This is a genomic window from Bacillus sp. G1(2015b) (genome assembly GCF_001482475.1).
In the GTDB taxonomy this organism is placed as follows: Bacteria; Bacillota; Bacilli; order Bacillales; family Bacillaceae; genus Bacillus; species Bacillus safensis.
The window spans coordinates 277,224-302,160 of record NZ_LKIC01000028.1 but is presented as its reverse complement, the minus strand read 5'-3'; the positions used below and the strand labels follow the sequence as shown (position 1 = coordinate 302,160).

24 protein-coding genes, 1 pseudogene and 1 other annotated feature are annotated in these 24,937 nt (G+C 40.4%); of the genes and pseudogenes, 3 read left to right on the top strand and 22 right to left on the bottom strand.

Going from position 1 to position 24,937, the window contains the following annotated elements; genetic code table 11:
- Nucleotides 1–70: 70 nt before the first annotated feature.
- The 3 genes from AMR95_RS16125 to mecA form a co-directional block, all read right to left on the bottom strand.
- Complete coding sequence (locus AMR95_RS16125) at nt 71–1,231, bottom strand: competence protein CoiA (protein WP_058838849.1); 1,161 nt, start codon at nt 1,229–1,231, stop codon at nt 71–73.
- A gap of 162 nt (nt 1,232–1,393) precedes the next feature.
- A complete protein-coding gene (gene cls / locus AMR95_RS16120; RefSeq protein WP_058838848.1) occupies nt 1,394–2,914 on the bottom strand; it encodes a cardiolipin synthase in 1,521 nt (506 codons plus the stop codon).
- A gap of 86 nt (nt 2,915–3,000) precedes the next feature.
- The gene (mecA, locus tag AMR95_RS16115) at nt 3,001–3,666 is read right to left on the bottom strand and encodes an adaptor protein MecA (protein ID WP_024425038.1); all 666 of its coding nucleotides are present in this window, start codon (nt 3,664–3,666) and stop codon (nt 3,001–3,003) included.
- Nucleotides 3,667–3,930: 264 nt separating this feature from the next.
- On the opposite strand from mecA, the gene AMR95_RS16110 reads away from it, so the two are divergent.
- Complete coding sequence (locus AMR95_RS16110; protein ID WP_058838847.1) at nt 3,931–4,596, top strand: TerC family protein; 666 nt, start codon at nt 3,931–3,933, stop codon at nt 4,594–4,596.
- A gap of 39 nt (nt 4,597–4,635) precedes the next feature.
- Here AMR95_RS16110 and spxA read toward each other — a convergent pair whose 3' ends face one another.
- From spxA to AMR95_RS16065, 9 genes and pseudogenes are all read right to left on the bottom strand, one after another.
- The gene (gene spxA, locus AMR95_RS16105) at nt 4,636–5,031 is read right to left on the bottom strand and encodes a transcriptional regulator SpxA (protein ID WP_003211421.1); all 396 of its coding nucleotides are present in this window, start codon (nt 5,029–5,031) and stop codon (nt 4,636–4,638) included.
- A 193-nt stretch (nt 5,032–5,224) separates the two neighbouring features.
- Nucleotides 5,225–5,803 carry a GNAT family N-acetyltransferase gene (locus AMR95_RS16100; protein WP_058838846.1) on the bottom strand — a complete coding sequence of 193 codons (579 nt, stop codon included), beginning with the start codon at nt 5,801–5,803 and terminating at the stop codon, nt 5,225–5,227.
- 137 nt (nt 5,804–5,940) lie between these two features.
- On the bottom strand, nt 5,941–6,228 hold the full coding sequence (locus AMR95_RS16095) for a hypothetical protein (protein WP_058838845.1): 288 nt from the start codon (nt 6,226–6,228) through the stop codon (nt 5,941–5,943).
- A gap of 18 nt (nt 6,229–6,246) precedes the next feature.
- Complete coding sequence (locus tag AMR95_RS16090) at nt 6,247–6,732, bottom strand: HIT family protein (protein ID WP_041089836.1); 486 nt, start codon at nt 6,730–6,732, stop codon at nt 6,247–6,249.
- 204 nt (nt 6,733–6,936) lie between these two features.
- Nucleotides 6,937–7,857, bottom strand: coding sequence for an ABC transporter ATP-binding protein (locus AMR95_RS16085; protein WP_024425041.1), 921 nt, complete (start codon nt 7,855–7,857; stop codon nt 6,937–6,939).
- A gap of 1 nt (nt 7,858) precedes the next feature.
- Nucleotides 7,859–8,937: pseudogene (locus tag AMR95_RS16080) on the bottom strand (ABC transporter ATP-binding protein).
- A 12-nt stretch (nt 8,938–8,949) separates the two neighbouring features.
- A complete protein-coding gene (locus AMR95_RS16075) occupies nt 8,950–9,867 on the bottom strand; it encodes an ABC transporter permease (protein WP_048238483.1) in 918 nt (305 codons plus the stop codon).
- Between the two features lie 3 nt (nt 9,868–9,870).
- Nucleotides 9,871–10,815, bottom strand: a complete 945-nt coding sequence (locus AMR95_RS16070; protein ID WP_047201795.1) for an ABC transporter permease — start codon at nt 10,813–10,815, stop codon at nt 9,871–9,873.
- Between the two features lie 116 nt (nt 10,816–10,931).
- Nucleotides 10,932–12,569, bottom strand: a complete 1,638-nt coding sequence (locus tag AMR95_RS16065; protein WP_058838844.1) for a peptide ABC transporter substrate-binding protein — start codon at nt 12,567–12,569, stop codon at nt 10,932–10,934.
- 482 nt (nt 12,570–13,051) lie between these two features.
- Nucleotides 13,052–13,272, top strand: a binding site (T-box leader).
- Nucleotides 13,273–13,325: 53 nt separating this feature from the next.
- On the opposite strand from AMR95_RS16065, the gene trpS reads away from it, so the two are divergent.
- Nucleotides 13,326–14,321, top strand: coding sequence for a tryptophan--tRNA ligase (trpS, locus tag AMR95_RS16060; RefSeq protein ID WP_024425046.1), 996 nt, complete (start codon nt 13,326–13,328; stop codon nt 14,319–14,321).
- A gap of 36 nt (nt 14,322–14,357) precedes the next feature.
- On the opposite strand, the gene AMR95_RS16055 is transcribed toward trpS, so the two are convergent.
- From AMR95_RS16055 to AMR95_RS16015, 9 genes are all read right to left on the bottom strand, one after another.
- Nucleotides 14,358–15,110: a YjbA family protein gene (locus AMR95_RS16055; protein WP_041089828.1), complete on the bottom strand. Its 753-nt coding sequence runs from the start codon at nt 15,108–15,110 to the stop codon at nt 14,358–14,360.
- Between the two features lie 157 nt (nt 15,111–15,267).
- Nucleotides 15,268–16,167, bottom strand: a complete 900-nt coding sequence (gene opp4C / locus AMR95_RS16050; RefSeq protein ID WP_080772319.1) for an oligopeptide ABC transporter permease — start codon at nt 16,165–16,167, stop codon at nt 15,268–15,270.
- Nucleotides 16,168–16,200: 33 nt separating this feature from the next.
- Entirely contained in the window at nt 16,201–17,151 is a 951-nt protein-coding gene (locus AMR95_RS16045) for an ABC transporter permease (protein ID WP_058838843.1), read from the bottom strand.
- 216 nt (nt 17,152–17,367) lie between these two features.
- Entirely contained in the window at nt 17,368–19,002 is a 1,635-nt protein-coding gene (locus AMR95_RS16040; protein WP_039177804.1) for a peptide-binding protein, read from the bottom strand.
- Nucleotides 19,003–19,087: 85 nt separating this feature from the next.
- The gene (locus AMR95_RS16035) at nt 19,088–20,110 is read right to left on the bottom strand and encodes an ABC transporter ATP-binding protein (RefSeq protein ID WP_041089820.1); all 1,023 of its coding nucleotides are present in this window, start codon (nt 20,108–20,110) and stop codon (nt 19,088–19,090) included.
- On the bottom strand, nt 20,107–21,087 hold the full coding sequence (locus tag AMR95_RS16030; protein WP_039177799.1) for an ABC transporter ATP-binding protein: 981 nt from the start codon (nt 21,085–21,087) through the stop codon (nt 20,107–20,109). The genes AMR95_RS16035 and AMR95_RS16030 overlap by 4 nt, the downstream gene beginning before the upstream one ends.
- A 149-nt stretch (nt 21,088–21,236) precedes the next feature.
- Nucleotides 21,237–22,040 carry a DUF2268 domain-containing protein gene (locus tag AMR95_RS16025; RefSeq protein WP_058838842.1) on the bottom strand — a complete coding sequence of 268 codons (804 nt, stop codon included), beginning with the start codon at nt 22,038–22,040 and terminating at the stop codon, nt 21,237–21,239.
- Nucleotides 22,041–22,117: 77 nt separating this feature from the next.
- Nucleotides 22,118–23,359, bottom strand: a complete 1,242-nt coding sequence (gene fabF / locus AMR95_RS16020) for a beta-ketoacyl-ACP synthase II (protein ID WP_039177794.1) — start codon at nt 23,357–23,359, stop codon at nt 22,118–22,120.
- A gap of 21 nt (nt 23,360–23,380) precedes the next feature.
- Nucleotides 23,381–24,319, bottom strand: a complete 939-nt coding sequence (locus AMR95_RS16015; protein WP_024425052.1) for a beta-ketoacyl-ACP synthase III — start codon at nt 24,317–24,319, stop codon at nt 23,381–23,383.
- A 171-nt stretch (nt 24,320–24,490) separates the two neighbouring features.
- Here AMR95_RS16015 and AMR95_RS16010 point away from each other — a divergent pair, with 171 nt between their 5' ends.
- A complete protein-coding gene (locus AMR95_RS16010; RefSeq protein ID WP_058838841.1) occupies nt 24,491–24,724 on the top strand; it encodes a hypothetical protein in 234 nt (77 codons plus the stop codon).
- Between the two features lie 10 nt (nt 24,725–24,734).
- On the opposite strand, the gene AMR95_RS16005 is transcribed toward AMR95_RS16010, so the two are convergent.
- Complete coding sequence (locus tag AMR95_RS16005) at nt 24,735–24,932, bottom strand: ComZ family protein (RefSeq protein ID WP_024425054.1); 198 nt, start codon at nt 24,930–24,932, stop codon at nt 24,735–24,737.
- Between the last annotated feature and the right edge of the window lie 5 nt (nt 24,933–24,937).

Here is a 24,937-nt window from a genome sequence, read left to right as displayed (position 1 = left end):
AAAGCGTTTCTTTCGATTCAATAGCAGCACCACCTTTTTCTTATCATGATCAAAGTGGTCATGAAACATGCTAATGAAATAAGAAAGCATCTCGTTTTAGCACTTCATCAAGTGTTTGTATTGGCATTTGATTCGACGATACTTCATAATTACCCTCTTTCGTCATATGTAAAAACCCTTGTCTTACAAGCGCCTTTACATATGCAGTGACCACCCCTTTTATTTCTTCTCTTGACACATCACTATATCGGAGTTTCACTTCTTTCATCTGAACACAACGGTTGATTTCTTTCATGAGCTGTTGAATCGTTACTCGCCTGCTTCCCTTTTTCCTCATCATCCAATCATAGAGGCAACCTTGCCAAACATATACGGGACTTGTAAAGATATACGCTTCTTGCACCGGGATAAATAATGCAGTCGGCAAAAAAGGGAATGCCGTTTGATGATGCTCATAAAAAATATCTCTCAAACGTTTGCTTTCATTTGATAAAATGCGAGGAGGACGCTGCCTAAATTGCTGTATACATTTAAGCCATTGTTGGTTTACTTGACACTTGCTTGAGCTCGCAGATAGGAGTGAAGGAATTTTGCTGTATGCGGAAGGTGGTCTGACAGTCATTGCCGCACATATTTTCGTTGGTTGAAACACGAGAAATTGATCAAGATGGATGAACTTATTTTGAAGCGGGCAGAAAAAAATCAACCGCCTTTTCTCTGATTCCCTTAAAAATCCCCAATGAATGGATGAGAAAGAAAAAAGCTGGGCAGATTTTCGTTTCAAACGATTTGCCCCTATCATCCATATTGGAAAGAGACCTGCTTCACGGAGACCTGCTGTTCTTCTGCGCAGCTCCTTCTGGGAAATATTAGCACATTGAAATTCGATTGCATAGGTTTCATTTCCTATAGAGACGGTCACATCAGGACGCTGATGAACCTTTGACATATACTTTTCCAGCGCTGGTTTATGTCCAAGCCGCTTCAGCCAATTCATAATGGCTTCCTTTCCCGCCTGATGATAAGCCGTCTCGCCTGAGGCTAACGAACATGCTGTCAGCTGTTTATGCGCAAAATGATAGACACGATGCTCCCCTAGCTTTAATTGCACCTCTTCCCTACATTCAGGACAATAAAATTTGCACGTCGTTCTTACATGCTCCAGCCGGCTTTTCGATAGATGATGTGTAATTCGGATAAGCTTACCGTTATCCATCATTGCTGTATTCATTCAGTTCGCCCCTCGCTCTTTGATGCCCGTATTATAGCTTGTTCGTCTATAAGAAAGCGAAAAGGGAAAATGAATTTTCACCGTGTCAAAAAATGATTTTACTGATCATAATTTCCGTAAAATAAAAAATCCCCCTTATAGAAAAGAGGGAAAATACAATCTTTATAAAAGTGGTGATAATAATCTTGCAGTTGATTCAAACAGTCTGACCCTCAAAGGTCTCTTTGCGAACTCTTCTGACACAATTTCATGTGACTGCTCTAAATCACCTAAGAAATCGTTGACAAGCTTCTCTGTGCTTTTCGTTTTATAGAGGAAGGCATTCACTTCAAAGTTCAAATGAAAGCTTCTCATATCCATGTTTGCTGTTCCAATTGAAGCCAGTTCATTATCCACAATAATAAATTTACTATGCATAAAGCCTTGATCATACTCGTACACCTTCGCCCCTGCATCAAGAAGCTCTGGGAAGTATGAACGAGACGCATGGAACACAATCCGTTTATCTGGATTCTTTGGAGCAATAATCCGGACATCTACTCCGCTCAATGCGGCAATTTTCAATGCGGACAGAATATCATCATCCGGGACAAAATACGGTGAAGCGATCCAGATGGACTTTTTAGCGGAGATGATCATAGAGAAAAAGAGATTTTTAATGACCTCCCACTGCTTGTCAGGCCCGCCAGCAATCATTTGTACGCCTTCTGTTGTACTCTCAATGTGGCTGAAATCTTTGAAATAGTCCACACCTGAGCATCTTTCATTCGTCATATAATACCAATCCTGCATGAAAATCTGCTGGAGGTCACGAACTGCTTCGCCCTTAATCATCAGATGTGTATCACGCCAGAATCCATATTGTCTACTTCTGCCCATGTATTCGTCTCCGATATTAAGCCCGCCGACAAATCCCACTTCTCCATCAATGACAACAATTTTCCTATGATTTCGGAAGTTAATTTTATTATTTAAAAGGGGGAGCCTTACTGGTAAAAATGGAACGATCTGAACGCCAGCCTTTTCTAGGTCAGCAATATATTGACGAGAAAGCTTTAAGCTTCCTACATCGTCATATAAAAAGCGGACAATCACGCCATTTTTCGCTTTTTCAATTAGAATGTCCTTTAATTCTTGACCAAGGTCATCGTGGCGGAGAATGTAATATTCTAAATGAATGTGATGTGTTGCTTTTTTGATCTCTTCAAAAATATGAGAGAATGTTTCTTCACCATTGGTTAAGACTTTAGAGGACGTGCGATATGTAATAGGAGTATGTCCAAGTCTGTGAGCCAGCTTAAATAAGAGCTGCTGATGATCACCCATATGCGTCATTTTTTCAATCGCTTCTCTATGGATACTTTCATCTTCCTGGATTAACTTCTCGTCCAATACCGCCTTCTTTTCAAACAGCCGGCGCTTTTTAATATTGCGTCCAAAGAAAATGTAGAACAAAAAGCCGAATAACGGAAAGCTGCCCAGCAGAACAAGCCATGTAATCGTGTGAGACGGATTCCGATTCTCCAAGAAAATAACAAATCCGATGAAAATAATCGATAAAGTAAATAGAACACTGACTGAACTTAATACACTTACCGCTAAATCACCGGCAATCAATTGGACAATTAAATAAGCACCTATCGTAATGATTAGAAAAAATAGAACTTTGACTAAATTTCTCATTTCATTTTCTCCTTGCCGATCTCTTTATTTACCTATTCATTCAGATAAAAAAGCCGATTCCTCTATAGAAATCGACTTTTTGTTAGTTACGAGAAGTGCTGTTGAATCGTTTCAAGGGCATTCCCTTCGATAATCAGCTGACCGTATTCTTTCAGTCTGTAGATGCTGACAACTGATTCATGAGCATATTCAAGCAAAATGCTGAGCTTATTCTCCACTTGCTCATCTGACAAATCCTCGTGGAAGTCAACATATAGATAATAACGGTTTTCAAACGAATATAAACTTGTGGTAAAATCCTGCATATTTAATTGAGAAAGTGCAATCAAATCTTCAAAATCATCCATTTTCAACACGAATTGAAGTTGAAGTTTTTTGTCCTTCTCATTATGGTCTTCTTGATCTTGCTCTTCTTTATGAAAATCATCAAGCAGTGCGTCTAAGCTTTCTTCATCTGTTTGATCTTTTTTATCTTCTGGAATCGGCAATTCGAGCTTTTGTCCATCTTTAGAAAGTTGGGCTTTTGTCACGACAATTTCAAGACCTTTGTCAAGTGCCTGTACTTGAATCCAAAGCGGTCCCTCTACTGCAAATTCTTCTTCTTCGTGCACTTCGTCCATTACTTCCCAAAACAGCTCTTCACTGCGCTCACGATTATACCAAATCTCTTCACGGTCAAATCCGCGATCTTCAATATCACCGTAGGAAATATAAAATTTTACTGTATGTTCATTTATTCTTTCGATTTCCATTTTGCCAACCTTCCCTTCTATATAAGATGTTGAAGGGACATACAAGCTCCCAATTAATAGTACTTTACTACACTTTACCCGTTCCGTCTACATGTTAACCGTTTAAAGAATTGAGGTATTGCTTCGTACTGTCTATTTTATGATAAAACATGAATAAAAGAAATAAAAACGCATTTTTTGCAGAGAAAACTTGCAGAAACATATATTTGAATTGTCTTCATATATTGGTTGTACGAGCTCTATTTGGGACATGAGGTGAAATGGATGGAAACAGAGTGGATCGTATCCTTACTGATGATTATTGGCATAGACCTGATTTTAGGCGGAGATAATGCGCTCATCATTGCAATGGCCAGTCGAAATTTATCACATGATAAACGCAATAAAGCCATTTGGATCGGCACACTTTTAGCCGTGCTGATGAGAATTACAATGACTGGTGCCGCCGTTTATTTATTGACTATCCCTTATTTGCAGTTTATTGGCGGTCTTTTTCTCCTTTATATAGGATACAATCTGTTAATTGAACAAAAGAAGGAATCTATTCGGATTAAGAGCAGCGGCTCCCTTTGGCGTGCGGTGCAAACCATTGTGATTGCCGACCTCTTTATGTCACTTGATAATGTCATCGCAGTTGCAGGTGCGGCAAAAGGCAACATGCTTCTGACCGCTTTTGGTCTCATGATTTCTGTACCGATTATTATTTGGGGAAGCAAGCTGATTCATGCAGCTTTGACCAAATTTCCGTTTCTTTTATACGGAGGAAGTGCGCTTTTGGCCTTTACTGGCGGAGAAATGATTGTGCGTGATGTGAAATTGACTGAATTTATGTCGCAGCATGCCACGCTTGAATTGTTGCTTCCGTTTTTAACCGTCATAGTGGTCATATTAGCGAGCCTCTTTTACGAGCAAACGGCTGAAAACAAATAAAAAAAGCTGCCAAATGATCGGCAGCTTTTCGTGTTTTTATTAGTTAGCAAGTCGCTGAGCTTCTCTTAGTTGGAATGTACGAACCGTTCTTGGCAAGAAACGTCTAATTTCATCTTCATTGTATCCAACTTGTAATCTTTTTTCATCCAAGATAATTGGGCGACGTAAAAGACCTGGATGCTCATTGATTAGTTTATACAATTGTTGAAGCGGCATTGTCTCAACATTGACATTTAGTTTTTGGAATACTTTTGAACGTGTTGAGATAATTTCGTCTGTACCGTCTTCTGTCATTCGAAGAATTTCTTTGATTTCATCGATTGAAAGAGGCTCAGAAAAAATATTTCTCTCTTGATATGGGATATTGTGCTCTTCTAACCACGCTCTTGCTTTTCTACATGATGTACAGCTTGGTGATGTGTATAATGTTACCATAAATCTTCACTCCTCAATTTGTAGAATGAATATTGATCTGTATTCTTAAATTAAAATTGTTCTAAATAAGTAATCTTTATAGTGATTATACTATAAAAAAGTAAGTGTGAACAGATTTTCTTGCAATTTTTGTGACAAAAACTAGACAATTTCATTCATTTTGTGGTGCTGCTTGATGTCAGAACATTCTCATTTAGTCCAGATGATCGAAAATACTTTTTTGCTTTCTATTTTCAATGATCTTCAATACATCATCAACATCCTCATACGATTGTCCATACCATTCTTCATCTTTATACGTATGGATTCGTTCATAGGTCTTCCTCATGGCTTCCATGATCTCTTCCTCATGATTTGTAAGAGGCGACCAATAAAGAATTTCCATGCGGTTCACTTCATTTGTTGCAAGTGACCTGCGTTTATAACCGATTGATTCTGCATGCTTGAAGTGCTCTCTTTGGTAAAACTTTAGGCGTTTTGCAGTATCTGCATCATCTTCATCTACAGGCTCGACTTCAAGCAAGATCGGTTTCTTTTTTTCCTTCAGCTTATGGATCAGCTTTGATCCGAGGCCTTCACCTCTTGCATCTTTGGAAACAAATAAATAATCAATAAAGATGAAAGAATCAAATTCGGCGTACATCATCACATGATGAGGTCCTTCCTCCTTATGATAAATATCACTTCTTTCCTTTAATAAAGCTTCCATATGCTCTTTTGACTTCATTTCTTCTATCGGGAAGTATTCACTGAGCTTTTCATACCAATTCATGGATCTGCTCCTTATGCTATAGTTAAGAACCACTTCCTTAGATATTCCCGATTTCCTGCTATTTAAACGCCTGTACTAGTAAGACGCAGCAAAGTCTTCAGTAGTTTCACTTTTTTTCAATTAACGTAAAAAAAGTTTTATAACGAACAATTCATGACGAGTTGAATACAGACAAACAAGATCAGTGTCATCGTGATTTGCAACATGATGAAATAAAGATATTTTACACGCCGTGCTTCTTGCTTCTGCCCCCTTGTCTTTCGGTTAAGCATATATTCCACTGAAAAAGACACAATCCCAATGAGCGCCATAAACACGAACATCCACTTTCCTCCGTTTGGCTTCCTGAAAAAAGACGTTGAAAATAGTATGAATACAATGAGAACATGAAGCAATGAATAACGATAGGTTTTCCATTTCAACATCCTATTTCCCCCCTTCTTTTATTTGTTTAATTCTTTGGTAAGAATGGTGATGGCTTCCTTAACTTCTACAATATTTTCTTTGGTGTTCATTTCATTTCTAGCATGAAGTAATACTGGTCGGACTGATTCAACTGAACGTCCGAAGTTATACATCCATTCATATCTTGGCACCATCCAAGTATGAAAATGATGGGTTGTATCTTCGTTGTAAAAATAATAGACATATTCTATCCCTAAAGCGGTTCTTTGTGCTTTTCTTATCCTTGCTAAAACGTCTATGTAGTCTAATCTTTCTGAATTAGTTAAATCATCTAAACATGTGATGTGTCTTTTTGAAGCTAAAATTATTAACCCTTTAATTGGATAAGCGACATCTTGATGGGCGTGAAAGTACTCTGTTTCAATAACCACGCCACCTTCTGGTTCAACTAATCCATTCGTTAATGCACAACTAAGACACTCAACTTCAACTGTTTCCCCATTTGATAATGTTATTCTTTTCAATTGTCCTCCCCCAAACGAAAAAGTTTACAATTTGAAATTTCATAACATAAGCGTATCATATTTTTCCTTATTTTGAATTAAACTACTTATTTTCACTTCACCTATGATTGTGAGTTTATTTCTTTTTGATGAGTGACACTTTCTATATAGATGAAACTAGACCCAAATAAAAAGAAGCACTGCATTAGCAGTGCTTCTCTCTTCTTATGATTGTTTCGCCTGAAGCTCTTTGAATTCTTCCTCTGTGCAGCTCACAAAGTGACCTGGCTTCACTTCACGGAACTCGGTGTTTGTTCCTTTGTGAACAGATGGATCATACTTGATTCGTTTACGGTTACGCTCATAATCAGGATCTGGAAGCGGAATCGCAGACAATAATGATTTTGTGTATGGGTGAAGCGGGTTTTCGTATAATTCATTCGCTGGTGCCAGCTCAACCAATTTTCCGAAATACATCACGCCGATACGATCGCTGATGTATTTTACCATGGACAGGTCATGGGCAATGAATAAGTACGTTAAACCTTTTTCCTCTTGAAGTTCTTTCAATAAGTTGACGACCTGCGCTTGGATCGACACGTCTAATGCAGAGATTGGTTCATCGGCGATGATGAAATCAGGCTCTACTGCTAATGCACGTGCAATTCCGATACGCTGTCTTTGACCGCCTGAGAATTCATGTGGGTATCTGTTCGCATGCTCTTTGTTCAATCCAACAGTTTCAAGTAATTGATACACACGCTCTTTACGCGCCTGTTTTGTTTTCGCAAGACCATGAATGTCGATGCCCTCTGCAATGATATCAAGCACTGTCATTCTAGGATTGAGTGAAGCATATGGATCTTGGAAGATCATCTGCATTTGACGGTTGAATTCAAGCATTTTTTGTCTTGATTTCTTCCCGTGTACATTTTCCCCTTTATAAAGAACTTCACCATCTGTCGCATCATAAAGTCTAATGATTGAACGACCCGTAGTGGATTTACCACAACCAGACTCACCTACAAGACCAAGCGTTTCACCTTTGTAAATATCAAATGAAACCCCATCAACTGCTTTCACAGTTCCTCTTGCTGTATGGAAATGCTGCTTCAAATTTTTGATTTCTAACAGTTTTTCTGCCATGCTATTCACCCTCTTTTACTAATACAGGTTTTTCGTAGCTACCTTCTAGTTCACGCATTCTCGCCTTTACAGAAGCAGGCGGTTCAACTTTAGGTGCATTCGGATGAAGTAGCCATGATTTCACATAATGCGTATCTGATACTTTGAACATTGGCGGTTCTTGTTCGAAGTCAATTTTCATTGCATAATCGCTGCGGAGTGCAAATGCATCTCCTTTCGGCGGGTTTGTCAGATCTGGTGGTGTTCCTGGAATGGCAGTCAGCTTTCCTTCTTCTCCACCATCAGTGTCAAGACTCGGCATTGATGCTAAAAGTCCCCATGTATACGGATGCTTTGGATTGTAGAAAATTTCATCAACAGTCCCTGTCTCCACAATCTGTCCTGCGTACATAACAGCTACACGATCAGCGACGTTGGCCACAACACCTAGATCATGCGTAATAAAGATAATCGAAGTGTCAACCTTTTTCTGAATTTCTTTCATTAATTCTAAAATTTGTGCTTGAATTGTTACATCAAGTGCAGTCGTCGGCTCATCAGCAATCAACAGCTTTGGATCTGCTGCAAGCGCCATAGCGATGACAACCCTTTGTCTCATCCCGCCACTAAATTCGTGCGGATATTGTTTGATTCTTTTTTCAGGCATTGGAATTCCTACAAGCTCCAATAGTTCAATGGCTCTTTTTCAGCCGCTTCTTTTGAGATTTGTTCATGCTTGAACAGCACTTCTGTAATTTGCTTCCCGACTTTCATCGTTGGATTCAAAGACGTCATCGGATCTTGGAAGATCATTGAGATGTCTTTTCCTCGAATGGTTTGCATTTGTTTCTCGGTTTTCTTGACAATATCCTGGCCATCAAACAGGATCTGTCCGCGCTTGAAATAACCAGGCGGCATCGGAATTAGTCTCATGATCGCTTGTGATGTCACACTTTTACCAGAGCCAGATTCACCTACAATAGCAAGTGTCTCGCCTTTATTTAAGTGGAAGTTCACACCACGAATGGCTTGAACTTCTCCACCATATGTTTTAAATGAGATTGCAAGGTCTTTCACCTCTAGAATACGTTCACGTTCCATCCTAATCACTCCTTATTTACGCAACTTCGGATCTAAAGCGTCTCTTAGTCCGTCTCCAACCACGTTAAAACCAAACATTGTAATACAGATAAATGCGGCTGGGAACCATAATCTCCAAGGGTAGTACGTCATGGCTGGAATTCCGTCAGACGCCATTGTTCCCCAGCTCGCTAACGGAGCCGGTACACCAAGCCCTAGATAGCTTAGGAACGCCTCTGTGAAAATAGCAGAAGGAATCGTTAATGTCATTGTCACAAGAATCGGTCCCATTGAGTTTGGAATTAAGTGTTTAAATAAAAGTCTAGATGTTTTCGCACCTAATGTTTGTGCTGCAAGAACGTATTCTTGACTCTTTAATTGTAAAACCTGTCCCCGAACAATACGCGCCATGTTAATCCAGCCTACGACTGTCATGGCGAGAATAATCGTTAATAATCCTTTAGGAAGAACAACCATCATTAAGATGACCATTAATAGTGTTGGAATTGCCCATAAAACGTCTGCAATACGCATCATCACTTCATCTGTACGGCCGCCTTTGAATGCAGCAATACTTCCCCAGATAATACCGATGATTACGTCAAGGAGCGCTGCAGCAAGACCGATGAAGATCGAAATTCTTGCCCCGACCCATGTACGGACAAACATGTCACGTCCTAAATCATCTGTACCAAACCAGTGCTCTTTTGAAGGCGGCTGGTCAGCATTCAATAAATCGGTTGTAGAGTAATCATATTTAGAAAAAATCGGAACAAAGATGGCCAGCATCACAATAATAAAAATGATTGTGAGTCCAACCATTGCAAGTTTATTGGCACGGAAGCGAAGCATGGCATCCTTCCATAAAGATAGACTAGGTTTAGAAATTTTTTCAGATTCTGCTGCGTCAGCTGTCGCAGGCACAAATAAATCTTTTCTCATCTCTTCCATGTGTTAGACCCCTTTCTTCGCCTTCGTCAGTTTAATTCTAGGATCGATAATACCGTAGAGAACGTCAACGACTAGAATACTGACTAATAGAATAATACTGTAGAAGACTGTAACACCCATGATGACGGTGTAATCACGGTTTGTAATGCTTGTGACAAAGTGAGAGCCTAATCCAGGAATACCAAATATCTTCTCAACGACAAAACTACCTGTTAAAACTGAAGCAGCCATTGGTCCCATGTATGTGATAACAGGCAACAATGCGTTTCGGATGGCGTGTTTGATCGTCACAGCTGATTTTGTTAATCCTTTCGCTCTAGCCGTTCTAATGTAGTCACTATTTAGTACTTCAAGCATACTTGACCGTGCAAGTCTAGCGATAAATGCCATTGGCATGAAGGAAAGTGCAATAGAAGGTAGTACGGTGCTGGCCCAAGACTCCCATCCTGCAACTGGGAAGATCGCTATAATGCTTGCCTCAGATGCAAATACATATTGTAGTAGCGCCGCTAAAATGAAACTTGGAACTGAGATTCCAAAGATCGTTAAAATGGCAATCGTATAGTCTTGCCACTTGTTATGATAGAGCGCTGCAAGGACCCCAAACAATACACCAAATGCTAATGCGAGGAGAATTGCCTCAATTCCGAGGGTAAAGGAAACGGGGAATCCAGAACTGATTAAGTCATTTACGGTTTGTCCTTTATATTTAAATGAGGGACCAAAATCTAATTTTGCAACTGAACCTAAGTAGCTTACATATTGAACAAATAAGGGCTTGTCCAATCCGTAGTGCTCGTTTAGGTTTGCTTCAATTTCAGCAGGAAGTTTCTTCTCTCCAGAGAATGGACCACCAGGTGCTGCCTGCATGAGAAAGAAAGTTGCAGTTACAATAACAAACAGTGTGATTAAAATATATATTAATCGCTTACCGATATATTTAAGCAACGGAATTGCACCTCCATGATTTTACAACAATTTCTCTAATCAGCAAGAAAGGTATATGGAGAGACATCCTCCATATACCTTAAGATCCTTGCCGTAGATCTCTTACACTATGACTCTTACTTTTCGAAATGTGCCCATTTGTATTGAACATCACCTAGTCCAGATACAACTACACCTTTTAGTTTAGGATCTTGTACCCAAAGCTGAGTGTAGAAGTAAATTGGTGCTACAGGCATATCGTTGATGATGATTTCTTCTGCTTTTTTCAGCATTTCTTCACGCTTTGTTTTATCTGTTTCTTTAGCAGAATCATTCAACAATTGTTTGTACTCTTTGCTTTCCCATCCAGTGTCGTTGTTTCCACCGTCTTTATCTTTGTAAAGCTCAAGGAAGTTCACTGGATCGTTGAAGTCACCTAACCAGCCCATACGTCCGATTTGGTAGTCTCCACTGTGGATTTTGTCGATGTATACGTTCCACTCAGAGTTATCAAGTTCAACTTTCACACCTAAATCTTTTTTCCACATTTCTTGAATTGCTTGTGCAATCTTTTGGTGGCCTTCATCAGTGTTGTAAGAAAGTTTCAATGTTGGAAGATCAGAAACAGACTTATAACCTAATTCTTTCACACCTTTTTCAAGAAGCTCTTTAGCAGTTGCTACATCGTGATCTTTGAAGTAGCCAGTTTTGTTATCAGTGAATCCTTCCATTGTTGGAGGAACGATTGCCATTGCTGGCACTTGCTCACCTTGCGTAATTTTGTCAACGATCGCTTGACGGTTGATTGAGTATGTCAGGGCCTTACGGATATTTGCATTGTTTAAAGGTTTTACTTTTGTGTTGAATTTGTAGTTATAGATACCAGCGATCGTTTGGATTTTCAGACCGCCTTCTTTTTTCAATGTTTTTAAAGACTCAGTTGGAAGGCTTCCAGTTGGAGAACCAGCCCAGTCAAGCTCGCCTTTTTTGAACATGCTAAGCTCAGTGTTTGTATCTTTGATCATAGACATGTTGATTTTTTTCAATTTCACAGTATCTTTATCCCAGTATTCTTTGTTCTTTTCAAGCGTGATAGAACCGCCATGTTTCCATTTAGAAAGAACGAATGGTCCGTTAGATACGTAGTTTTCACCAGCATTTGTGTACCAGTTTTTATTCTTTTCAGCCACTTTTTTGTTGATTGGCATATACGTATAGAATGCAGTTAGTTCAGTAAAGAACGGTGTTGGGTTCTCTAGCTCAACTACAAGCGTTTTGTCGTCTTTAGCTTTAATGCCAACATCAGCAACTTTCGCTTTCCCTTTGTTCGCTGCTTCAGCACCTTTAATATAGTAAAGCTGGTAAGCATATTGAGATTCATTTTTAGGATCTAATGCCCATTTCCAAGCATATTCGAAATCTTTAGCTGTAACAGGGTCACCATTAGACCATTTTGCATCACGAAGTGTGAATGTGTATGTTTTACCATCAGCACTTGTTTTGATATCAGAAGCCATTGCATTTTCTGGCTTTCCTTCAGCGTTAATTCTTGTTAATCCTTCAAAAGTCTGACGGATGACACTACCTGAAGTTGAATCATTTGCCAATCCCGGATGTAGAGAAAAAGGCTCAGTGGAGATATTCACATTTAATGTTGTTTTAGCCTCTCCAGAACTGCTCGTGCTGTCGCCTGATTTGTTTCCGCTGAAACCACAAGCGCTTAATACAAGTGTGAAAATAAGCATTAAAGTAACAACAGACCAACGCTTTTTCAACTGTATTCCCCCTTATAATATGTTTTTAGTTCAAAGGTCTCGATAGAAGATGAGATTCAGATTTAAGAAATAGCGTAAAAAAGTCCCTGAATAGCTTACTTTCTATTTCTTTTGTTTTTTCTGAATTTTCACTATGTAAAGAGCCTAGCACAAACGTGTGAACAAATTCATTATAATGAATAGAATAATTTATTGCAATATCAATTTCATATATTTTTTAAAAACGTAAATGGGGATAAAGAGGGATTTTTATAAACTAAAGTCTCAATCACTTCAACAAATTAAAGCGTAAATTGATTAAAATAATTTAACAAATTCAGCAGGAATAATGTTTTATACATATAATTAATCATCCTTTTTTAAAAAATTCTGACAGATATTTGTTATTTTATCTAAAATTTTAAGTGTCAATAGGCATGATGAGAAGGTCACATAATGGCTTCGTGACTTTTTCATGGACATCCTTTATAATAGATAGACATATTGTTGCGGTGAAAAAGAAGAGTACATATATTCCCCATTTACAGAGAGTCTGCGGCCGGTGTGAGCAGATAATGGCATGTATGGAATGGGCTTTGGAGCAGCTAACCGAACACTTCTAAAAAAGTAAGTAGGCTTAGACGGAGCAGTCTCCGTTATCAACGTCTTGAGTGATTTCTATGTGAAATAACAAGGGTGGTACCACGGTTCATTCGTCCCTTTTCTGTTGAAAAGTGATGGGTGGGCCTTTTTATATTGAAGAAAAGAGGTTTTAGTATGACAAAGAAGACAATTTTTTCAGGCATTCAGCCGAGCGGTTCTGTCACATTAGGGAACTATATTGGAGCAATGAAGCAATTTGTCGATTTGCAGCATGACTATAATGGCTATTTTTGTGTCGTAGATCAGCATGCGATTACAGTGAGTCAGGACCGATTAGCTCTCCGCCAAAATATTAGAAGCTTAGCAGCTCTTTATTTAGCCGTTGGACTTGATCCAGAGAAGGCAACATTGTTTATCCAATCAGAGGTACCTGCTCACGCCCAGGCAGGATGGATGCTGCAATGTGTTGCTTATATTGGAGAATTAGAAAGAATGACCCAATTTAAGGACAAATCCGCTGGTAAGGAAGCCGTTGTTTCAGGCCTATTAACGTATCCCCCATTAATGGCTGGCGATATCTTATTATATGGTACTGATTTAGTCCCTGTTGGAGAAGACCAAAAGCAGCATCTTGAATTGACTAGAACGCTTGCTGAACGCTTTAACCGAAAATACAATGACATCTTCACTGTGCCTGAAGTGAAAATTCCAAAAGAAGGCGCTCGGATAATGTCTTTAACAGATCCAACGAAAAAAATGAGCAAATCCGATCCGAACCAAAAATCCTTCATTACCTTATTAGATGAACCAAAGCAGCTTGAAAAGAAAATCAAAAGTGCTGTGACGGATTCAGAAGGCATCGTCAAGTATGACAAAGAGAACAAGCCTGGAATTGCCAACTTGCTGACAATTTATTCTGTATTAGGCAACATATCGATTGCAGAGCTGGAGCAAAAGTACGAAGGCAAAGGATATGGTGAGTTTAAAGGAGATCTTGCGAACGTTGTCGTTGATGCTTTAAAACCAATTCAAGATCGTTACTATGAACTGATTGAATCAGACGAGCTTGACCGTATTCTAGACGAAGGTGCTGAAAAAGCAAACCGCGCAGCAAACAAAATGCTGAAAAAAATGGAGAATGCGATGGGTCTTGGCAGAAAACGCAAATAAAAAAAGCTTGCAGCACTACCCGCTGCAAGCTTTTTTCTAATTTACTTTTGATTCGTTTTCCATTTCCCAAAGCTTTTCGAAAAATGGCTGTCCTTTAATCATTTTTTCACAGAAAGCTAAATGATTTTCTGACCATCCATCAATCGTTTCATTGTAAAGCATGTTCCAAATCTCTTCGAATGACATTCGTTTGATTTGGTTGTACATGCGCGGGTTCCATTCCGTATACCAATACACAATCTCCGCCCTGTTTTGGAGCCCCTTTAATTGATCGAGCGCCATAAACATCAGCTGCTTCAGCTGTCTTTCTTTTCTCGTTAATCCGCTGATATGCTGCGGCGGCAGTGATAGAATGTGGTACTCCTTCGTCGATTCAAGACTGTCCTTAGAGAATTCATATTCTTCTGCTTTCACATCTTTCACCATTTCATAGACCAATTGCTCCTGCCTTGGGATCAAGCGGCTTTTTCTCACAGGAATGGAATACCCAATCGTATCCACGGCAATGATTCGTATGCCATCTGTGACTACAAAACAATACTCTAATTTACGGCGCTCATGATTTTTTCGAATATATGATTTCTCAAATACAGACTCTAGCAGCGTCTTTGGCAGCTCTGAAAGATCATTCTCTATGTAATCAAACAAAGGACTCTGCACCTTAAGTAAAGGCACTTGATCTAACAGCTCAACGCTGTCCTCCTTACGCCACTCATGAAAATGACACACATTGTAGCCATTTTCTTCCCCTTCAAACCAATTCACCCATACGTCATGAAGAAATAACATAACCAATCCCTCACTTTATAAAAACTGTTGTCCACAGTATGGGCAAGGGATAGAGAAATTATTCCAACTTTATCAAAACTTCAAGCTGGATGAATGACGGCTTCGTGTCTTTATTTCATTCAGGAAACGGAGAGCGCACGCAGAGCCCCTTTAAACCTTACTTCAGCTTTTTAGGATCAAGCGCATCTCTCAGCCCATCTCCTAAAAAATTAAAGCATAAAACAGTCAGCAAAATGAGTAAGCCTGGGAAAAGCGGGTACCACCACGCTTGCACCATAATCGAGAAATTTTGTGCATCTTGCAGCATGTTGCCCCAGCTTGCCGTTGGTGGCTGAATACCAAAGCCAAGGTAGCTGAGCGTTGATTCAGCTAAAATGACAGAGCCTACTTTTAATGTAGCTGACACAATAATAGGACCGATACAGTTCGGTAAAATATGCGAAAAGATGATGACATGATTTTTCGTTCCAATGGTTCTTGCCGCGAGTACGAATTCTCTAGTTCGAAGTGATAAGAATTCACTGCGAATGAGCCTGGCGGTTGTTGTCCAGCCAGTCAGAGCAAAGATTAAAATCAATTTATCAATGCCCGGTTTGAAAATGGTGACGAGCGTGATCAATAGAAAAATATCTGGAATCGACAACACGACATCCACAAACCTCATTAACAAGGAATCAACAAACCCTTTGAAATACCCCGCGACCGCGCCAACGACAGTTCCAATAGTGATTGCACCAACCACCGAGACGAAACCGACCAATAAAGAAACGCGCGCGCCATATAGCACCCTTGAGAAAATATCGCGGCCAAACTTGTCTGTCCCCATAAAATGCTCAGCACTTGGCGGCTGGAGCCGCTTCAATAAATCTTGATGCTCTGGTGCATATGGAGCGATCACTGGAGCAAAAATGGCAGAAAAAATAATGACCAATAAGATCACGGAGCCGGCAACTGCCAATTTATTTTTGAAAAATTTCTCGCAAAATAAACGCAGCATTGTCTCTGGCTTTGGCGGAAGGCCCTCCTTTAATTTGATATCAACAGGAGGTGTTCCCATATTAGGCTGTGCCAATTGTCCTTCAGCTCCCTTCTAATATTCAATACGCGGATCAACGATCGCATATAAAATATCCGCTATTAAATTTCCCACCACCACGAGCACTGCGGAAATAACGGTCATCGCCATAATGACCGGATAATCTCTCGAAAAGGCAGAATCAATGAACAGCTTTCCAAGTCCAGGCCAGGTGAAGATTTGTTCCACCACGACTGCGCCGCCAATAAAGGATGGTATCATCAATCCGAAAATCGTTATGACAGGCATAAGACCGTTTCGTAAACCATGCTTAAAAATAACTTTGTTTTCTCTAAAGCCTTTCGCTCTTGCGGTGCGAATGTAATCCTGCCTCATGACATCAAGCATACTCGACCTTGTATACCGGGTCAGCCCTGCCATATCAGCCGTTGCTAAAACAAAGGCAGGTAAAATAATGTGATGGAGCCGATCAAACACATTAAAATCAGCATTCAAGGTAGAGACTCCGCCAGTCGGGAACCACCCTAGGTTCACGGATAAAACCATAATGAGGATGAGACCTAACCAAAAGTTTGGAATAGCCAGTCCGATAAAAGATGTAACCGTAATCCCATAGTCAAGCTTTGTATACGGACGTTTTGCTGAAAGAACACCAAATGGGATGGCGATCAGCAGGGCAACTAATGTAGAAAAAATCATGAGGATGAGGGTATTTGGCAGCCGGGCAAAAATCAAATCAGCCACGGGCGTTCCCTTTTTGACAATGGATGTGCCAAAGTCACCTTGAAGCATATTGCCAAGCCATTTCATATATTGCACATATTCCGGATCATTCAAGCCGTACTTATCAATAAATGCTTCCCGGTCTGCCGCACTAATGGTAGGGTCCATCATGAGTGACATCGGATCGCCTGGTGCTGCTTTCATAATGGCAAAGGACAAAATGGTAATCCCTAATAAAATAGGAATAGAGAGCAATGTCCTTCTAATGATATATGTAACCATATGCACAACTCCTTTTTCATCGGATCGCCATTCTGTGAAAAAAAGGCTAAAATGAAGTTATTTTAGCCCTTTGTCTTCTTTTCAGCGTGATATAACCCCCCTTGAATTCTCGTGCTGATGCAGAGCGCGATTAGCACCACGCAAAGACCGGACACCAAATGCAAGGAATTGTTCTCACGATGAAAGGGGAGAATCCTCCCCCTCTTCACTATCAGCCTACTGTTCAAGCCACCATTTTTCGATTTTGTAATACTCATCTTTCGGGTGGTAAGAATAGCCTTGAAGATTAGATGGCATAGCGCGATGTGAGTTAGCATAGTAAAGGAACGTATATGGCTGATCCTCTGCGATCAGTTTATAAATTTTTTCATATGCCTTTGAATAATCTTTTCGATCGCTTAATTTTTTAGCATCGACTAACAGCTTATCGACCTCTTTATTTTTATACCAGATGTTATTTAAGCCTTTTTCTGACTGGCTTGAGTGGAAGATGCTAAATTGATCAGGGAATGTCGCAAGGCTCCAGCCGAGCAGCAGTGCATCATAATCCCATTTAGGCGGTGTCGTCTGCTCAATGAGTGCACTGAATTCCACAATTTGCGGCTTCGCTTCCACACCAATTTCTTTGAGCTGCTGCTGGACAACGACAGCGATATCTTCACGAACTTTATTTCCTTGGTTGGTCTTTATGACAAAGGAGAATTTCTTGCCATCCTTATCAAGATAGCCGTCTCCATCTGTATCCTCCCATCCCTCTTCTTTCAGCATCTTTTTGGCTTTTTCTTGATCAAATTCAAATACTGGAACACTTTCATCCTTTGGATAGTTCCAGGACAGCGGACTTTCTGGAATGTTAGCTACTTTGCCGTCTCCATCTAACACTTGGTCAACAATCGTTTGACGATCAATGGCATGTGTCAGCGCTTGGCGAACCTTTTTACTCTTAAAAAGTTCATTTTTCTGGTTCCAGCCAATGTATGAATAATTCAGGCCTAGGTCAGATTCAATTTTAATGTTGCTGACTTTTTCAGCTGTTTGCAGCTCTGCTCCTGGTACAGCAAAGAAATCAATATCGCCTGCTGACAGCTGAGCAATGGCTGCATTTTGGTCAGGAATCGTTTTAATCGTGACTGTATCAAGGTATGGACGTCCATCCCAATAATCGTCAAAGGCTTCTAGTTTGACGTAGTCTCCTTCTTTCCACTCTGCAAATTTAAATGGACCAGAACCGATTGGTTTTTTTCGGTTAAATTCGTTTTCACCGAGATCCTTTATAGGCACATCACCTAAAATATGCTTAGGTAAAATGCCGTAGCTTCCTAATGTAACATTATAAAAATAAGGATCTTTTTTATTGAGCTTGAATTCGATCGAGTAGTCCCCTGTCTTTTTAACAGACTCTAATACTTCAAAGCCTGATCCGCGCTCCCCATTGTAGTCCTTATTGATTGGAATGCTGTATGTAAACACAACATCATCAGCAGTCAGTTCTTCACCATCATGAAACTTCACACCTTTTTTAATGGTGACATCAAACTGCTTGCCGTCATCCGATTCTTTAATATCCTCTGCCAGCGATAGCTGAGGGTTCAGCTTTCCGTCTGTTTGAAGTAAGAAGCTGTAGATTCTTTCTTCAATATCAGAGCTTGCCACATCTGTAGAATACAGAGAGTTAAATAATGTTGGCTCTGCAATTGAACCGATGACAAGATCTCCGCCTTGTACCGGTTTACCAGTGGATTTCTTTTCACTGTCTCCAGATGTTTTATTTCCACCAGAACAAGCAGCTAGGATTAATGTAAAAATCAGCAGTAAACTGACCAAAATGGACTTTCTATTTCTAACTTTCATAGACAATTCCCCCTATTCTTTTTTAAAAATCATGACAGAATCCTGTTTCATCCCCCCTCTCAAAGATGAGATCATACAAGCTTGATCAAGCGTTGTAGAGGTGGCAGGCAACAAAGTGGTTCGTTTTTAACTCCTGAAATGCTGGTACTTTTTCTTTACAGATTTCTTTCGCATGCGGGCATCTTGTGTGAAATACGCAGCCTTTTGGCGGATTTGCAGGACTCGGCAGGTCGCCTTGCAGCATAATGCGTTCTCTTTTCACCTGCCCTTTTTTACGGGTGACAGGAACGGAAGAAAGCAGAGCCTGTGTATATGGATGGAGCGGTTCATCGTATAGACTATGTTTATCGGCAAGCTCCATCATTTTGCCGAGATACATGACGCCGACTCTATCGCTAATATGCCTGACCACACTTAAATCGTGAGAGATAAATAGATAGGTAAGGTCAAATTCCTCCTGAAGCTCCTCCATTAGATTAATGACCTGCGCCTGAATGGATACATCAAGTGCCGATACAGGCTCATCTGCGATGATCATGTCGGGATTCATGGCAAGCGCACGAGCGATGCCGATTCGCTGCCTCTGCCCGCCTGAAAATTCATGGGGATAGCGGTTCGCAAAGCTTGGATGTAGACCTACCTTTGATAAAAGCTGTTCTACTTTTTCATTTCTTTCTTTTAAGGAATATAAGTGATGTGTTTTGTAGGGTTCTTTGATGATGCTTCGAAGTGTTTTTCTAGGGTTGAGTGATGCAAAGGGATCTTGAAAAACCATTTGGATGTTTTTTCGTGTAGATTGTCTTAGCTTTGATTCTGATACGCGCGTGATGTCTTGCCCTTTAAAAAAGATTTGACCGTCAGTTGGTTCATATAGACGAATCATGGTCCGTCCTAATGTGGATTTACCGCATCCTGACTCCCCGACAATACCTAACGTTTCACCTTTATAAATCTTCAAGTCTATGCCGTCAACAGCTTTTACTGCACCGACTTTTTTCTGAAAGACACCCGCTTTAATCGGAAAATGTTTTCGAATCTGTTTCAGTTCAAGAATCGTTTCTTTCTCTGGTAATTCCGTTATTTGTGTTTGATTTTGAGCAAGGGTCATGTTTGATCTGCCTCCTCATATAAGAAACATCTGACGCTTCTGCCATCTTCAAATGTTCTCAGCTTAGGCAGTTCACCCAGGCAGCGTTCCTTCACTTGCGGACATCTAGGAGCAAAGCGGCAGCCGGCTGGAAGCTGATCTGGCGCAGGAACATTTCCTTTGATGGCTGTTAACGGCTGGATGTCTCCGTCAATGACAGGAATTGATTCAAGCAGCCCTTCTGTGTAAGGATGAAGCGGCTGTTCAAACAACTCTTCCACGGTTCCATTTTCAACAACCTGTCCGCAGTACATGACAATCACTCGATCTGCTACTTCAGACACGACACCTAAATCATGTGTGATAAGAAGAATAGAAGTACCAAAGGTAGAGCATAAATCTTTCATTAATGTGAGGACCTGTGCTTGAATGGTCACATCCAGGGCTGTTGTCGGTTCATCTGCAATGAGAAGCTTCGGATCACAGCTGAGCGCTATGGCAATCATTACTCTTTGCCGCATGCCGCCTGATAATCGATGCGGATAATCTTTCATGATTTGCTCCGGACGGGAAAAACCAACAAGCTTCAGCAGATCAACCGCTTTTTTGACCGCTTCTTTTTTTGAAAATTTTTTGTGATAGATGAGGATTTCTGTTATTTGTTCTCCGATGGTTAAGACGGGATTAAGTGAGGTCATGGGTTCCTGAAAGATCATAGATACTTCATTACCACGGATGCTGCATAATTCCTTTTCACTATATGTAACAAGGTCCTTTCCATCAAGTTTGATAGAACCGTCCATAATTTTCCCACCAGTTCCATGAATCAGACCCATAATGGATAAGGACGTAATGCTTTTGCCAGATCCAGACTCACCGACTAACGCGACAGTTTCTCCTCTGTTGATGCTGAAATCAACGCCATCAACAGCAGGTATCGGTTCCTTTTTTCGAAAAAAATATGTTTTTAAGTTTTGCACTTCAAGCAGCGTGCTCATTCATTCGCCCCTTTCTCCATAGATCAATAGAATTGAACCTGAATATTCCGTCTTTTTAAAATAAAAAGAATTATTTGTATATTATTACATCGCTATGACGAAATCAAGAAGTATTTAGTAAATTTGTAATATGTCTCTTTTTATGTGAATTACTCACTTTTTGATTCTATCGCCTTTAAAAAAGTTTCTGACGGCTCTGCAATCATAGACTCCTCGCTGATTCGGTGCTCATTAAAATATTTTTTCACGATATAGAACCCAGTGGCGTAACCAAGCATTTTAGGGTAGTTCCCTTTTCCATAAAGAAGATTCTGTATCAGCCTTTCGTCGTCCTGGACTTTTTGATCAAGATGACTGGATACCCATTTCTTGTACATGCGCTGAAGCTGGGATTCGCTATAGAAGGTGGTCCATTTCGCTGTATAGCTTTCTCCATATCTATGATACACAGCATATTCAGCGAGCCCCTCCATCATGATTGTATCGAGGAATGTAAAGTCTTTTTCTTCTTTTGAGAGAAAATGCAGCCTGCATACATGGTGATACTCGTGAGTCAGCAATGTACCGATTCGCTCCTTCGGGGTATTTGGAGACAAAAAAAGAAAGACCTTGTCATCAAATGCCATGCCGGATTGATAATAAAATTGCTCTCTGATTTCTCTGCTGCTCTCGTTGACAGGTAAAATAAACACAGGGATGTCAGGACCTTTCCACTCTTTTTGAAGCGTTTGGTATTCTTTCATGACAAGCTTGAAGTACCCTTTTTCTTTGAGCTTGTCGATCATGTTTTTACACGAGCTCCAAGACCGAACCATACCGTGATGCTGCAGGTGAGCGAGGATAGACGACCATTCTTTTTCCTCTGCCCCTTTAAAATAAGGAACAAAGCGCGCCGCAAGCTCCTGAAATGATGATGATTGATGAATGAGATATTGTGTATTGATCAGACCCATACCGCTGAACACCTCCATTTTCATCATATGCAAAAAAGCGGCGATCTGTTTATCGACCGCCGCTTTCTCAGGAAGTATTACGCTTCGTATTTTTTGAAAATAATTGTCGCATTATGCCCGCCAAAACCAAGTGAGTTACTTAAAGCAACTTGTACTTCTTTTGAACGTGCTTCATTTGCTACATAATCAAGATCACATTCTTCATCCGGTGTTTCAAGATTAATGGTCGGAGGAATGACGCTGTCTTTAATCGCAAGAACAGAGAAAATAGCTTCTACTCCGCCTGCTGCGCCAAGTAAGTGACCTGTCATTGATTTTGTTGAACTGATTGCAAGCTGGTTCGCATGCTCTCCGAACACTTCTTTAATCGCCATTGTTTCAAATTTATCATTGTAAGGTGTGCTTGTTCCGTGGGCATTGATATAATCAATGTCTTCCACAGACAAACCTGCATCTCGAATCGCTTCTTGCATTGCACGGACGCCGCCTTCACCGTTTGGAGCTGGCGCCGTAATATGGTAGGCATCTCCAGTTGAACCATAACCAACGATTTCAGCATAAATGGTCGCACCACGTTTTAACGCATGCTCAAGTTCTTCAAGAACAATAATCCCTGCACCTTCACCCATGACAAATCCGTCACGGTTTTTGTCGAACGGACGGCTTGCTGTCTTTGGATCAGGATTTGTCGAAAGGGCTTTGTTCGCACAGAAACCCGCAAACGACATTTTTGTTAACGGCGCTTCTGTTCCGCCTGTGATCATTGCATCTGCATCTCCGCGCTGAATCACTTTAAATGCATCACCAATTGAGTTTGTACCTGTTGCACATGCTGTCACTGTACAAGAGTTAACTCCTTTTGCACCAAGTGCAATAGAGATTTGACCTGTCGCCATATCAGGAATCATCATTGGGACGAAGAATGGACTTACGCGTCTTGCCCCTTTATTTGAATACACTTCGAACTGCTCTTCAAATGTTTCAAGTCCGCCAATACCAGACCCAACCCATACACCAACACGCGGTGCGATTTCATCTGTGATTTCAAGACGTGAATCTTCGAGCGCCTTTTGAGCAGCAACGACTGCATATTGCGTAAAGCGTGCCATTTTTCGCGCTTCTTTTTTCTCCATGTAATCTTCAATGTTAAAATCTTTTAGTTCTGCTGCTACTTTTGCGGTATATTCACTTGAATCGACACGTGTAATCGGTCCAACCCCTGATACACCCGCTAAAGCATTTTTCCATGTTGACTCTACATCGTTGCCAAGTGGTGTCAAAGCACCTAATCCTGTAACAACTACTCGTTTCTTATCCATTAATTTGTGCACCCCACTCTTTTATCGGCCCCATCGCATAGCGATTGCGCCCCAAGTTAATCCGCCGCCAAAACCAACCATTACAATCACATCGCCGTCATGAATTTTTCCGGCTTCGATTTCTTCACATAGTGAAATTGGAATAGAAGCTGCTGATGTGTTTCCATATTTATGGACAGTCTTCGACATTTTTTCAACTGGCAGCTCTAAGCGTTCGCGTGCTGCTTCCATAATGCGAATATTTGCTTGATGCGGGATCAAGAAGTCAACGTCTTCTTTTGATAGTCCAGCTTTTTCAATGACGTTTACACTTGACTCGCCCATTTGTCTTACAGCAAATTTAAATACTTCTCGTCCATTCATGATTGTATGATCTTTTTCATCTAAGTACAAGTGCTTCCCGCCGCTTCCATCTGCTCCGAGTTCAAATGATAGAATTCCTTTGCCTTCGCTGACTTCTCCCAGCACAGCAGCGCCAGCTCCATCTCCAAACAAAACAGCTGTATTGCGGTCATCCCAGTCGGTAATGCGAGAAAGTTTTTCAACACCGACGACAAGCACGTGTTTGTAAGTTCCTGATTCGATAAATTGTTTTCCAGTAACAAGCCCATACATAAAGCCAGCACACGCAGCGCTAATATCCATTGCACATGCTTTATGTGCACCGAGCTGCTCTTGAATCATACAAGCGACTGTCGGAAATGCTTGATCTGGCGTGACTGTCGCCACAAGAATCATATCGATATCTTCTGCAGCCACATCTGCGTCAGCTAATGCTTTTTTTGCAGCAGCAAGCGCCATATGAGATGTATTGACATCATCAGATGCAATTCTTCTTTCTTCTATACCTGTTCTAGTACGAATCCACTCGTCAGAAGTTTCAACCATTTTTTCTAAATCATGATTTGTTAATACTTTTTCAGGTATATAGCGGCCAAGGCCAATAATTCCAGCATTCATTGAATAAGACTCCTTTTACTCATACGAGCATGTGATATTGTGATCTTATATTAGTATCTGGTACTAATTTTACCTTATTTTTTTCTTCTTGGCAATACAAACGTCTAACCTTTCCTCTCACTTTTTTCATAGATTAATGATATATACCAATAGTAGAAAGGAACATGTGATATGGCGCAAAAAGATATTTTCTCAGCAATGATGTTTGGACAGCCGATTGAAAAGGAGAAAACCAAGTCAGAGGCAAAGGAGGAACGTGCGGAGACATCTTCAAGTGATGACTCAATTGACTACATGCATGTCATGAATCAAATTGGGAACATTATGAACTCCATCGATGAGCTGAAGCCTGTGTTTAAAGATGTTGGTCCTATGATTAGTGCCTTCAAGAAAAAATTATCATAAAAAAAAGCCACTATTCTGTGGCTTTTTCTGATTCTGCATCTGCTTTTCCAAGCTCGTATGCTTCCTGCATGACAGATGTAAATAATGTTAGCAGCGGCTGAAGCGCTTCAGGCTCAAGCTGAATCCCTGCTTTATCTAATTCTTCCTTTGCCTGCGGAAAATACTTCATGGCAATTTGTAAAAATTCCATCGATTTTTCGTGCTGCATGATCG

What these genes read in the sequence shown, in the direction of transcription:
- AMR95_RS16125 (WP_058838849.1), bottom strand. Translation starts at nt 1,231, where the DNA reads ATGAATACAGCAATGATGGATAACGGTAAGCTTATCCGAATTACACAT.
- cls (WP_058838848.1), bottom strand. Translation starts at nt 2,914, where the DNA reads ATGAGAAATTTAGTCAAAGTTCTATTTTTTCTAATCATTACGATAGGT.
- mecA (WP_024425038.1), bottom strand. Translation starts at nt 3,666, where the DNA reads ATGGAAATCGAAAGAATAAATGAACATACAGTAAAATTTTATATTTCC.
- AMR95_RS16110 (WP_058838847.1), top strand. Translation starts at nt 3,931, where the DNA reads ATGGAAACAGAGTGGATCGTATCCTTACTGATGATTATTGGCATAGAC.
- spxA (WP_003211421.1), bottom strand. Translation starts at nt 5,031, where the DNA reads ATGGTAACATTATACACATCACCAAGCTGTACATCATGTAGAAAAGCA.
- AMR95_RS16100 (WP_058838846.1), bottom strand. Translation starts at nt 5,803, where the DNA reads ATGAATTGGTATGAAAAGCTCAGTGAATACTTCCCGATAGAAGAAATG.
- AMR95_RS16095 (WP_058838845.1), bottom strand. Translation starts at nt 6,228, where the DNA reads ATGTTGAAATGGAAAACCTATCGTTATTCATTGCTTCATGTTCTCATT.
- AMR95_RS16085 (WP_024425041.1), bottom strand. Translation starts at nt 7,857, where the DNA reads ATGGCAGAAAAACTGTTAGAAATCAAAAATTTGAAGCAGCATTTCCAT.
- AMR95_RS16075 (WP_048238483.1), bottom strand. Translation starts at nt 9,867, where the DNA reads ATGGAAGAGATGAGAAAAGATTTATTTGTGCCTGCGACAGCTGACGCA.
- trpS (WP_024425046.1), top strand. Translation starts at nt 13,326, where the DNA reads ATGACAAAGAAGACAATTTTTTCAGGCATTCAGCCGAGCGGTTCTGTC.
- AMR95_RS16055 (WP_041089828.1), bottom strand. Translation starts at nt 15,110, where the DNA reads ATGTTATTTCTTCATGACGTATGGGTGAATTGGTTTGAAGGGGAAGAA.
- opp4C (WP_080772319.1), bottom strand. Translation starts at nt 16,167, where the DNA reads ATGGGAACACCTCCTGTTGATATCAAATTAAAGGAGGGCCTTCCGCCA.
- AMR95_RS16045 (WP_058838843.1), bottom strand. Translation starts at nt 17,151, where the DNA reads ATGGTTACATATATCATTAGAAGGACATTGCTCTCTATTCCTATTTTA.
- AMR95_RS16040 (WP_039177804.1), bottom strand. Translation starts at nt 19,002, where the DNA reads ATGAAAGTTAGAAATAGAAAGTCCATTTTGGTCAGTTTACTGCTGATT.
- AMR95_RS16035 (WP_041089820.1), bottom strand. Translation starts at nt 20,110, where the DNA reads ATGACCCTTGCTCAAAATCAAACACAAATAACGGAATTACCAGAGAAA.
- AMR95_RS16030 (WP_039177799.1), bottom strand. Translation starts at nt 21,087, where the DNA reads ATGAGCACGCTGCTTGAAGTGCAAAACTTAAAAACATATTTTTTTCGA.
- AMR95_RS16025 (WP_058838842.1), bottom strand. Translation starts at nt 22,040, where the DNA reads ATGGGTCTGATCAATACACAATATCTCATTCATCAATCATCATCATTT.
- fabF (WP_039177794.1), bottom strand. Translation starts at nt 23,359, where the DNA reads ATGGATAAGAAACGAGTAGTTGTTACAGGATTAGGTGCTTTGACACCA.
- AMR95_RS16015 (WP_024425052.1), bottom strand. Translation starts at nt 24,319, where the DNA reads ATGAATGCTGGAATTATTGGCCTTGGCCGCTATATACCTGAAAAAGTA.
- AMR95_RS16010 (WP_058838841.1), top strand. Translation starts at nt 24,491, where the DNA reads ATGGCGCAAAAAGATATTTTCTCAGCAATGATGTTTGGACAGCCGATT.
- AMR95_RS16005 (WP_024425054.1), bottom strand. Translation starts at nt 24,932, where the DNA reads ATGCAGCACGAAAAATCGATGGAATTTTTACAAATTGCCATGAAGTAT.